Annotated in this window: 8 protein-coding genes; 7 read left to right on the top strand and 1 reads right to left on the bottom strand. The window is 62.6% G+C overall.

What is annotated here, in order from left to right:
• Positions 1-6: 6 nt before the first annotated feature.
• Genes cobW through AC1RT4_RS03910 form a run of 5 tightly spaced genes read left to right on the top strand, consistent with a single transcriptional unit; the run spans position 7 to position 8,219 of the window.
• Positions 7-1,080 carry a cobalamin biosynthesis protein CobW gene (gene cobW / locus AC1RT4_RS03890; protein WP_007960272.1) on the top strand — a complete coding sequence of 358 codons (1,074 nt, stop codon included), beginning with the start codon at positions 7-9 and terminating at the stop codon, positions 1,078-1,080.
• A gap of 3 nt (positions 1,081-1,083) precedes the next feature.
• Positions 1,084-4,857 carry a cobaltochelatase subunit CobN gene (cobN, locus tag AC1RT4_RS03895; protein WP_493083650.1) on the top strand — a complete coding sequence of 1,258 codons (3,774 nt, stop codon included), beginning with the start codon at positions 1,084-1,086 and terminating at the stop codon, positions 4,855-4,857.
• An 8-nt stretch (positions 4,858-4,865) separates the two neighbouring features.
• The gene (locus tag AC1RT4_RS03900; protein ID WP_493083651.1) at positions 4,866-5,867 is read left to right on the top strand and encodes a magnesium chelatase ATPase subunit I; all 1,002 of its coding nucleotides are present in this window, start codon (positions 4,866-4,868) and stop codon (positions 5,865-5,867) included.
• Positions 5,849-6,532, top strand: a complete 684-nt coding sequence (locus AC1RT4_RS03905; RefSeq protein ID WP_493084454.1) for a vWA domain-containing protein — start codon at positions 5,849-5,851, stop codon at positions 6,530-6,532. Before AC1RT4_RS03900 ends, AC1RT4_RS03905 begins: the two co-directional genes overlap by 19 nt.
• Positions 6,533-6,572: 40 nt before the next feature.
• A complete protein-coding gene (locus AC1RT4_RS03910; protein WP_493083652.1) occupies positions 6,573-8,219 on the top strand; it encodes a phospholipase D-like domain-containing protein in 1,647 nt (548 codons plus the stop codon).
• Here the strand turns inward: AC1RT4_RS03910 and AC1RT4_RS03915 are convergent.
• The gene (locus tag AC1RT4_RS03915; protein WP_493083654.1) at positions 8,216-9,439 is read right to left on the bottom strand and encodes an NADH:flavin oxidoreductase/NADH oxidase family protein; all 1,224 of its coding nucleotides are present in this window, start codon (positions 9,437-9,439) and stop codon (positions 8,216-8,218) included. The genes AC1RT4_RS03910 and AC1RT4_RS03915 overlap by 4 nt on opposite strands.
• 79 nt (positions 9,440-9,518) lie before the next feature.
• Between AC1RT4_RS03915 and AC1RT4_RS03920 the strand changes: the two genes are divergently transcribed.
• Positions 9,519-9,923: a MerR family transcriptional regulator gene (locus AC1RT4_RS03920; protein ID WP_085695943.1), complete on the top strand. Its 405-nt coding sequence runs from the start codon at positions 9,519-9,521 to the stop codon at positions 9,921-9,923.
• Positions 9,924-10,224: 301 nt separating this feature from the next.
• Complete coding sequence (locus AC1RT4_RS03925) at positions 10,225-11,781, top strand: TerC family protein (RefSeq protein ID WP_179694738.1); 1,557 nt, start codon at positions 10,225-10,227, stop codon at positions 11,779-11,781.
• The last annotated feature ends 5 nt before the right edge of the window (positions 11,782-11,786 follow it).

The following is an 11,786-nucleotide window of genomic DNA, read 5'->3' on the forward strand; positions in this document are numbered from 1 at the left end:
CATCCGATGAAAACACTGGCCAAACTCCCCGTCACCATCGTCACCGGCTTCCTCGGCTCGGGCAAAACCACCTTGCTGCGGCACATGCTCGACAATGCTCAGGGCCGCCGCATCGCGGTGATCGTCAACGAGTTTGGCGAGCTGGGCATCGACGGTGAAATCCTCAAGCAATGCACCATCGGCTGCACCGAAGAAGAAGCCACCGGCCGCGTCTACGAACTGGCCAACGGCTGCCTGTGCTGCACGGTTCAGGAAGAGTTCTTCCCGGTAATGCGCGAACTGGTGGCCCGTCGCGGCGATCTCGACCACATCCTGATCGAAACCTCGGGCCTGGCCCTGCCAAAGCCGCTGGTGCAAGCCTTCCAGTGGCCGGAAATCCGCAGCGCCTGCACCGTTGACGCGGTGATCACCGTGGTCGACAGCCCGGCCGTGGCCGCCGGCACCTTCGCCGCGTTCCCGGATCAGGTCGACGCCCAGCGCAAACTCGATCCGAACCTGGACCACGAATCGCCGCTGCACGAACTGTTCGCCGACCAACTGGCCAGCGCCGATCTGGTGATCCTCAACAAGGCCGACCAGACCAGCCCTGAAGACCTCGCGCGCGTCCGTCTCGAAGTCGCCGAAGAACTGCCGCCAGCAGTGAAAATCATCGAAGCCAGCAACGGTCGTCTGCCGCTGGACGTGTTGATTGGCCTCGGCGCAGGTTCCGAAGAACACATCGACAGCCGCCACAGCCATCACGATCACCACCACGGTGAAGGCGATGACGATCACGACGATCACGATCACGACGCCTTCGACTCGATCTCCATCGAACTGCCGCAAGCCGACGAAAGCCTGCTGCTCGACGCACTGACGCAACTGGTGGTTCAGCACGGCATCCTGCGGGTCAAAGGCTTCGCGGCGATCCCGAACAAGCCGATGCGTCTGCTGATCCAGGGCGTGGGCACGCGTTTCGACAAGCACTTCGACCGTCAGTGGGGCGCCGATGAGGCACGTGTGACGCGTCTGGTGTTGATCGGTCAGGCACTGGACGCGGCCCAGCTCGAAGCGCAACTGCGCGCTGCGCTCAGCGTTTAAGCCATGCACCTGCTCAGGACCCAGCCCGGCGGTTTCGTGTCGGATGACAACATTGCCGACCTTGGACAAACCCCCGCCGAGCTGGTGATCCTGTGCAGCGGCGATTCCAGCCTCGCGCTGCTCGCCGAAGCCGCGCAGCAACTGCCCGAGGATTACCCGAGCGTGCGGCTGGCCAACCCGATGCAGGTGCAGAACCATGCGTCGGTCGACTTGTACGTCGATGAAGTGCTGCGCCACGCCAAGGTCATTCTGATCTCGTTGCACGGCGGCATCGCTTATTGGCGTTATGGCGTCGAGCGGCTGGTCGAGCTGTCCGAGCGTGGCGTGCAGGTGATTCTGGTGCCGGGCGATGACCGTCCTGACCCGGAGCTCAGTGACTTGAGCACCGTGGGCGCCGAGGATCGCGACCGGCTCTGGCAGTTTTTGCGTCAGGGCGGCATGGGCAACGCGCTGGACTTTTTCCGTTGCCTGGCCAATCGCTGGCTGGCGCGGGATTACGTGTGGGGCGAGCCGCAGACGCTGCCGCGCACGGCGATTTATCACCCGAACCAAAACACCGCCGCACTGAGCGACTGGCAAGCCGATTGGCTGCCCGGTCAACCGGTCGCGGCGGTGTTGTTTTATCGCTCGCATTTGCAAGCGGCGAACACGGCGTTTATCGACGTGTTCTGCCAACGGCTTCAGGCAGCCGGACTCAATCCGCTGCCGATCGCCGTGGCCAGTTTGAAAGAGCCCGGCTGCCTGTCGGTGGTCGAGGACTGGCTGGATGAGGTCGAAGCGTCGGTGATTCTGAACACCACCGGTTTCGCCCAGTCCAGCCCGGAAGCACCGCATCTGCGGCCATTCCGTCGAAATATTCCGGTGATCCAGGCGATCTGCGCCCAGGACAACGAACCCGGCTGGCGCGAGAGCGAGCAGGGCCTCGGTCCGCGGGATCTGGCGATGCACATCGCATTACCGGAGCTCGACGGCCGGATCATCAGTCGGCCGATCAGCTTCAAGGACCTGGCCTGGCGCAGCGAGCGCAGTCAGTCCGACGTGGTGTGTTATCGGGCCCAACCCGAGCGCATGGATTTTGTGGCCGAACTGGCGCGGCGCTGGGTCGATCTGGCGCGGGTGCCGAACGCTGAAAAACGCATTGCGCTGATCCTCGCCAACTATCCGACCCGGGACGGGCGCATCGGCAACGGCGTCGGCCTCGACACGCCGGCTGCCGCGCTGAATATCCTGCGGGCGTTACAGGCTGAAGGTTATCCGCTGCCGGCCGAGCTGCCGGACAGCGGCACCGAGTTGATCCAGCAATTGCTCGGCGGCGTCAGTAACGACCTCGATACTCTCGATCAGCGCCCGTGCCAGCAAAGCCTGGCGATGGACGATTACCTGACGATGTTCAACGCACTGCCAGAAGCCAATCGCGCGGCAGTGCTGGAGCGCTGGGGTCCGCCGCAAAACGATCCGATGTGCCGCGATGGGCGAATGATGATTGCCGGTCTGCGGTTTGGCCTGACCTTCGTCGGCATTCAACCGGCGCGGGGTTATCAGGTCGACCCGAGCGCGGTGTATCACGACCCGGATCTGGTGCCGCCGCACGCGTACCTCGCGTTCTATTTCTGGCTGCGCCAGACCTACGGCGCTCACGGCGTGATTCATGTCGGCAAGCACGGCAACCTCGAATGGCTGCCGGGCAAAGGCGTGGGCCTGTCGGAGAACTGCTGGCCGGACGCGCTGCTCGGGCCGCTGCCGAACATCTATCCATTTATCGTCAACGATCCGGGCGAGGGCGCCCAGGCCAAACGTCGCACTCAGGCGGTGATCATCGACCACCTGATGCCGCCGCTGACCCGCGCCGAAACCTACGGCCCGCTGCGCAATCTGGAACTGTTGGCGGACGAGTATTACGAAGCTCAGTTGCTCGATCCGCGCCGCGCCCGTGAGTTGCAGCGTGACATTCTGCAACTGGTGCGTGACACGCAGATCGATCGCGAATTGCAGCTGGATGCCGCTCTCGACAGCGATGCCGATGCGGCGATCTGGCTGCCGCGTCTGGACACCTATCTGTGTGACTTGAAGGAATCGCAGATCCGCGATGGCTTGCACATTTTCGGTGAGTCACCGAGTGGACGGCTGCGCATCGACACCTTGCTGGCGCTGCTGCGGATTCCGCGTGGCGATGGCAAAGGGGCGCAGTCGAGTCTGTTGCGGGCGTTGGCCAAGGCGTTTCAGTTGGGGTTCGATCCGCTGGATTGTGCACTTGCCGAACCCTGGACTGGCCTGCGCCCAATGGAACTGCAATCGCTGAGCGATGAAGTCTGGCGTACGGCGGGTGATACCCGTGAACGCCTTGAGCTGTTCTCGGCGCATTTGATCGAGCAGTCGCTGGTGGGTGATGTGGCGCAGATGGAGGCTCCTGGCTGGTCAGATGTGCAGACGATCATCAACGCGCTGCGCGAAGTGATCGCCCCACGCCTCGATGCCTGCGGCCCGGCCGAAATGCACGGCCTGCTCGACGCCCTCAGCGGCCGTTTCGTCCCGGCCGGCCCGAGCGGAGCGCCAAGTCGCGGCCGCCTCGACGTACTACCCACCGGTCGCAATTTCTATTCGGTGGATGTACGCAACCTACCGACCACCACTGCATGGCGGATAGGCTTCCAGTCGGCAACCCTGATTCTCGAGCGACACTTGCAGGACCACGGCGATCATCTGCGCCAGCTTGGCCTGTCGGTCTGGGGCACGGCGACCATGCGCACCGGCGGTGACGATATCGCTCAGGCCATGGCGCTGATGGGCGTGCGGCCAGTGTGGGCCACCGGCAGTCAACGGGTCGATGATTTCGAAATTCTGCCGCTGAGCCTGCTCGACCGGCCTCGGGTCGATGTGACGTTGCGCGTCTCCGGATTTTTCCGCGACGCGTTCGCCAACCTGATCCGCCTGTTCGACGCTGCCGTACAAGCGGTAGCGGAGCTCGACGAGCCGGACGATCTCAATCCGCTGGCCGCCAAAGTACGCGCAGAGCGCGAAGCCCTGTTGCAGTCCGGGCTGGATGAAGATGCTGCCCGACGTCAGGCTGGCTGGCGAATTTTCGGTGCCAAACCCGGCGCTTATGGCGCGGGTGTGCAGGGCGCCATCGACGGTCGTTTGTGGCAAACCCGAGAAGATCTGGCCGAGGTCTACCTGAACTGGGGCGCCTACGCTTACGGCGGTTCTGACGAAGGCACCGCCGCCCGCGAGCAATTCGTCCAGCGTCTGAGCCAGGTGCAGGCCGTGCTGCAAAACCAGGACAACCGCGAGCATGACCTGCTCGACTCCAACGACTATTACCAGTTCCAGGGTGGCATGCTCGCCGCCGTGGAAAGCCTGCGCGGTGAAGCGGCTGCCAGTTATCACGGCGATCACAGTCAGCCGGACCTGCCGAAGATCCGCACCTTGAAAGAAGAACTGAACCGGGTCATCCGCTCCCGGGCGGCGAATCCGAAATGGATCGACGGGGTCAAGCGCCACGGCTATAAAGGCGCGTTCGAACTGGCGGCGACGGTCGATAACCTGTTTGCCTTCGACGCCACCACGCAACTGATCGACGATCACCAGTACGCGTTGCTGGCCGATGCGTATTTGCTGGACCCGGCGACCCGCGACTTTGTGCGCGAGCATAATCCCCACGCGCTGCGCGACATGACCGAACGCATGCTCGAAGCGCAGCAGCGCGGGATGTGGCAGGAGCCGGGCGCCTACAAAGAGGCGCTGGAAAACCTGCTGCTGGACATAGAAGAAGAGAGCTGAGACTGAACATGACCGACACCCCGCATTTCCCGCTCTCCGCCGTGGTCGGCGCCGATGACCTGAAACTGGCGCTGTACCTGACGGCCATCGATCCGAAGATCGGCGGCGTGCTGATCGAGGGCCCGCGCGGCATGGCCAAATCAACATTGGCCCGGGGGCTGGCGGATCTGTTGGCCAGTGGTCAGTTCGTTACCTTGCCGTTGGGCGCCACTGAAGAGCGACTGGTTGGCACGCTGGATCTGGACGCGGCGTTGAGCGACGGTCGTGCGCAGTTTTCTCCGGGTGTGCTGGCCAAGGCTGACGGAGGCGTGCTGTACGTCGATGAAGTGAATCTGTTGCCCGATCATCTGGTGGACTTGCTGCTCGATGTGGCTGCCAGCGGCACCAACTTGATCGAGCGCGATGGTATTTCCCATCGGCATTCGGCGAAGTTCGTATTGATCGGCACGATGAACCCGGAAGAGGGGGAATTGCGTCCGCAATTGCTGGATCGCTTTGGTTTGAACGTCGCACTGAGCGGTCACACGGCGCCGGCCGAGCGCGGTCAGATCATTCGTCGTCGACTGGATTTCGACAGCGACCCGCAGGCGTTCTGTGCGCAGTGGGAGGCTGAGCAGCAAGCTCTGCGTCAGCGCTGCGAGAACGCCCGCAAGGTTTTACCGGGTATTCCGCTGGATGACGCGGCGTTGGCGCAGATCACCGAGCGCTGCTTCGCAGCGGGTGTAGACGGTTTGCGCGCCGATCTGGTCTGGCTGCGTGCGGCGCGGGCTCATGCGGCGTGGCGGGGGGCTGAAGTTATCGCCGAGCAGGACATCGATGCCGTGGCTGAGTTTGCCTTGCGTCATCGTCGTCGCGAACAGTCTCCGACCAGTACGCAGCCACCGGCGCAATCGCCGTCCAGCACTAACGCCGAACCGAGCGAAGGGCAGGGCCAGTGGGGTGAAATGCCGGCGCGGGCGCTCGCCACCGGTGCACGCCGCGAAGTGCCTGTCTGGCCAAAAAAGCCCTAGGCATTCGCCCCCGATCCGACGCGGGGGCGAATGCCAGACCCCGCGCCGGACGCCTCGATAACGGTCGCCAGGGCAAGCGTCACGCGGCTCGCAGTGGCTCGGTGAACTGGCCCGGAACCTTGCTCAATGGCCGTCCGAATACCAGAGCGGATCTGCTGTTTCAACTGCGTACCCGCACGCCCCATGAACTGTGGCTGGTGATCGTCGACGCCTCCGCTTCGACCCGTCGCCATCAAGCCTTGAGCGATGCCAAGGGCGTGCTTGCGCAACTGTTCGACGACGCTTACCGGCAGCGCGCGCGCCTGGCGTTGTTGACCGCGAGCGGCGCGGCGCCGAAATGGCAGGTGCAAGGGCTGAAGGCCTCCAGCGGGTTGCGCGCGTGGCTCGATGGATTGGGTGCGGGAGGCGGCACGCCACTGATGGCGGCGCTGACGGAAGCCGGGCATTGGCTGGCGGTGCGACGCAAGCGTTTCCCCGCCGAACAACAACGGTTGCTGGTGATCACCGATGGCCGTTTGAAAGACTGTCCGGAACTGCCAGCGCTGGCGTGTCCGGGCCTGCTGATCGATATCGAACGCGGGCCGATTCGCCTGGGCCGCGCGAAACAATTGGCGACAGCACTGGACGCCGATTACCGGCATATCGACGAGTTGTTGTCGGTCTGAGAGCTATGCTGAAGTGAGGCCAAATCACAGGGAGTGAATCATGCGCGTACTGGTCGCCAATCCGCAGGACGATTTTCGCGTCAAGGCCTATGCCGGTACCAACGGCGTGCTACTGGCAATGGACCTCGCCGAACCCCGCCGCAAAGGCCTGCTGGGGTTTGCCATCGAAAAGCAGCAGGGCGACAAGCCGTGGCTGTTCCTGTTCAACAGCCTGACCTTTCCCGGCAAGGTTCACACCTTCCCGCAGTTCCACGCCACGCCGAGCGACAAGGCGCCGCTGCAGAAATTTCGCTGGGCCGACTACGCGGTCAATCCAGGCATGACGATTCACTATCGCGTGCGCCTGGCGTATGGCACGCCGGATGCGCCGCAACTCGGTGAAGCGCTGGAACTGACAATCCGCTCCGACGACGGTCATCCTGCCAATCAGGGCGTGATCTTCAACCGAGCCGTGGCCGCCAGTCAGGCGTTTCAGCGCAAATTTCCCGATCTCGACGCACAGATCAGCGCCAACAAAAACATGCCCATCGAAGCCTGGCCCGATGCAGCGCGTCAGTGGCTGGAGAACGGTCTGCTCGGGCGCCTGCAAGGCTTTATCGAGCGAGCGGTGGACGGCCAGTGGGCGCTGGACATCGCGATCTACGAATACCAGTTGCAAGCCATCATCGACTCGGTGAACGCAGCGATCGATCGAGGTGTTCAGGTGCGGGTGCTGTATCACGCCCGGCCCGACGACGAAGACACGACGATCAACGAAGCAAGCCTTGCGAAACTGCCGTCGACCAGCAAGCGCGGGCGGGTCACTCACAACATTTTCCATAACAAGTTCATCGTCCTCAGCCGCCTCGACGGAGGCGGCGAGCGCCAGCCGCAAGCGGTGCTGTGCGGCAGCACCAACTTCACGGCCAATGGCGTGTACCGGCAGGCCAACGTGGTGCATGTGCTGGACGATTCGGCGGTCAGCGCGAGCTACCTGAAAACCTTCGAACAGATCTGGGCCGAGCCGGCGGACGTCGGCGCCACTCGAGACTGGATCACCCAGCACAACCCAATGAATTCGGCGCAACCGGTGTTCGCCGGGTTCTCACCGCGTACCGGCGGCGCCGATCTGAGGGAGTTCGTCGATATCATCGAAGGGGCGAAAAAAGACCTGCTGTTCGTCACCGCATTCGCCTTGCCCGACGCGATTCTCAACGCACTGCTCGGCCAGCCCCACGACGACATCCTGCGTTACGGCCTGCAAAACACGGTCAGCCGCATCACCGGGTTTCACGCCGACCGAACTGCCGAGTTCGCCGCCACCGCATTGCTCAACACCGGGCTGGAAGGCTGGCTGCGGGAGAACATGAAGGGCCAGAAAGGCAACCTGCTGGTGCACACCAAAGCGGTGGTCACCGACTTCACCAGCGACAGCCCGACCATCATCAGCGGCAGCCACAACCTCAGTTCCTCGGCCAGCAACGGCAATGACGAGAACTACCTGATCATTCGCGGCGACACCGATCTGGCGGACCGTTATGGCCTGGAGCTGCTGCGGTTCTACGAGCATTACCGTTTTCGCTACTTCGCGAAGAAACTGGCGTTGAAACAGGTGCAGCCGTTGGCGGCGGATGACAGCTGGACCAACGACTACTACATCGAGGACGACCTGCGTCAGCTATCTCGCCTGCGGTTTGCCGGGCGTTAGACTTCCATCGCCTGACGGTACTGACGGGTCCGGCGGCTGAGGTACAAGCGGTCGCGGATCAGCGCCCAGAGTGCCGACACCTCGGGATTGGGCTGGCGGCCACGGCTCAGGCGCGCCATCTGGAAGCGCACCACGGCCATGTTCGCCAGTGCGGCCAGCGGTTTGCGTTTCCAGCGGATCGGCGGCAGTTGCGGCTCGCTGTTGCGGCCTTCGCGCCAGTGTTTGACCAGGCTTGGCTCGATGGCCATTGCGGTGGCGATGCCGGCCATGGCGATGCCGCTGTCGAGCACTTGTTCGACCACGGGCAGGCGGCGGATACCGCCGGTGACCATCACCGGCATGCGCGCCACACCGGCCAGTTCCGTGGCCATTTCCAGAAAGAAGGCCTCGCGGGCGAGTGTGCGGCCGTCACGCGCTTCGCCCTGCATCGCCGGGGCTTCGTAGCTGCCGCCGGACAGTTCCAGCAGGTCGATCGGCTGCTCGTTGAGCCATTCGATCACTTGACGCGCATCGTCAGTGTCGAAGCCGCCACGCTGGAAGTCTGCCGAATTGAGTTTCACCGCCACGCAAAACTGCGGCGACACCGCCTGGCGGATGGCCTCGATCACCGACAGCAGCAGGCGCGCGCGGTTTTCCAGCGAGCCCCCCCAGCGGTCGGTGCGGCGATTGGTCAGCGGCGAGAGAAACTGACTGAGCAGATAGCCGTGCGCAGCGTGAATCTGCACGCCGGTGAACCCGGCCTTTTCGGCAAGCGCGGCGCTTTTGGCGAAACGTTGAATGACTTCTTCGATATCGTCCTCGGTCATCGGTTTGGGCTCTGCGAACAGCTTCGAGAACGAGCCCATTTCCAGTGCCACCGCCGACGGCGCCAGCGCTTGCTGGCCCATGTTGGCGAAGGTCTGACGGCCGGGGTGATTGAGTTGCACCCAGACCTGCGCGCCGCCGCTGCGGGCGATTTCGGCCCATTGGCGGAAACGCTCCAGATGCCGCTCGTCTTCGAGCACCACGCCGCCTGGGCCGGTCATGGCACGGCGGTCGATCATCACGTTGCCGGTCAACAGCAACCCGGCACCGCCGTCGGCCCAGGCCTGATACAGGCGGAACAGTTCGCGGGACGGTGCCTGGTCACGGTCCGAGAGGTTTTCTTCCATGGCGGCTTTGGCGATACGGTTGCCGACGGTCTGACCGTTGGGCAGATTCAAAATCTGGAAGGGCGACATTGCTTGACTCCTCATCAGTGATGGAGAGAGGCTAAGCTTAAAGTTAACTTTAATGTCAAGCGGGCAAATCGAGGCTGAAATGAAAATCGGTGAATTGGCGCAGCAGAGCGGGTTGAGCGCTTCGAGTATTCGTTTTTATGAGGCTCAGGGTCTGATTCCCAAAGTCGAGCGCCAGGGCAATGGCTACCGACGTTACCCGCCACAAGTGCTGCAGACCCTGAACATCATCCGCAGCGCCCAGCAGGCCGGGTTTTCCCTGGAAGAACTCAAACAGTTGTTGCCGGCCGCTGGCACCGGTGAGTTCAAGCACGATGAACTGGTGGCAGGCCTGACCCGAAAGGTCGAGCAGATCGAAGTCATGCAACAGCATCTGGCCCAGAGCAAGGCGCGGCTGCTGGAGGTGATCGAGAACATTCAATCCAAGCCCGAAGGCATGAGCTGCGGTGCCAATGCCGACCGGGTGTTGTCGACGCTTTACCCGTAAAAGTCCGGAGATGTCTGCGGCGTACAGATTTTGAAATGATTTCCAGCTGTAGGAAAAGTCATCAGAGCCTGTACGCTTCAAGGCCTTTTTTCATTCAGGATTTGCATGAACACCCTCTCGGAGCCTCCCAGTTCTATTCAAAGAACCCTGTTCCCCTCGCGCCACGGCGCGGTCTTGACGCACTCGCAACATCCAGTCTTCCGACTACCGACTATCGTTGATGGCGCAGCCTTCGAGCTTTCGCGCCGCACTTTGCCGTGTCCGGCAGCCTGAATTCACTGACGAGAGATAGAGACAGATTATGGAATGGTTAGCGGATCCCACGGCATGGTTGGGCTTGTTGACACTGATCGTGCTGGAACTGGTACTGGGTATCGACAACCTGGTGTTCATCGCGATCCTGGCGGACAAACTGCCGCCGCATCAGCGCGACCGCGCACGGATCATCGGTTTGAGCCTGGCGCTGATCATGCGTCTTGGCCTGCTGGCGAGTATTTCCTGGCTGGTCACCCTGACGGCGCCGTTGTTCGAAGTGTTCGGCAAGAGCTTCTCCGGCCGTGACCTGATCATGCTGTTCGGTGGTGTGTTCCTGTTGTTCAAGGCGACCATGGAGCTGCACGAGCGGCTGGAAGGCCATATTGGCGAGCGCTCGACCAACACCGCTTATGCGCTGTTCTGGCCGATCGTGGCGCAGATCGTCGTGCTCGACGCGGTGTTCTCCCTGGACGCGGTGATTACGGCCGTGGGCATGGTCGATGAACTGGCGGTGATGATGATCGCGGTGGTCGTGTCCATCGGTGTGATGATCGTTGCCAGCAAGCCGCTGACCCGCTTCGTCAACGCCCACCCGACGGTGATCATGCTGTGTCTGGGCTTCCTGATGATGATCGGTTTTGCCCTGACGGCCGAAGGCCTGGGCTTCCACATCCCGAAAGGTTATCTGTACGCGGCCATTGGTTTCTCGATCCTGATCGAGATCTTCAACCAGATCGCCCGCGCCCGTCGCAAGCGCTCGATGCAGGGCTTGCGCCCGATGCGTGAGCGTACGGCCCACGCGGTGATGCGTCTGTTGGGTGGTCGCAAACTGGCGGTGGAAGAGGTCGGCGAGGAGATTTCCGACTTGCTGGACAACGGTGAAGCGCCGAGCGCGGAGCTGTTCGACCGTCGCGAGCGGGTGATGATCAGCGGCGTGCTGCAATTGGCCGAGCGACCGATCCGCGCCTTGATGACGGTACGTGCCGATGTCGATCACATTGATCTGGCGGACGACGCCGAGGCTATTCGTACACGGTTGATGCATTCGTCCTACTCGCGCTTGCCGTTGATTCGTAACGGCGCAGTGGATGAGCCGTTGGGCTTCGTGCACAAGAAGGAGCTGCTCAAGGAATATCTGGCCGGCAACGAGCCGAACCTTGAACACCTGGCGCGCAAGACCGTCAATCTGCTGGACAGTTATTCGATCCTCAACGCACTGGAACAAATGCGCGCGGCTTCGACCCACATTGCCTTCGTGGTGAATGAGTTCGGTGACTTTGTCGGCGTGTTGACCATGACGGACATTCTCGAATCGATTGCCGGTGAACTGCCCGATGCCAGTGAGATCGCCGGCCCCGACGTGGTCGAGGAGCAGGGCGGGTTTATCGTCAACGGTGCGCTGAACCTGACCCGCATCCGCGAGCACACCGGTTTTCGCGCCGAGCCGACCGAGGATTACCAGACCCTCGCCGGGCTGGTGATGAGCCTGCTGGATCGCCTGCCGATGAAGGGCGATCGACTGGAACATGAAGGCTGGGGCATGACCGTGATGGCGGTCGAAGAGCGTCGCGTGACGCGGGTGCTGCTGGTGCGTGAGGCCTGACGGCC

The organism is Pseudomonas sp. GW821-FHT11D10, from assembly GCF_058808435.1.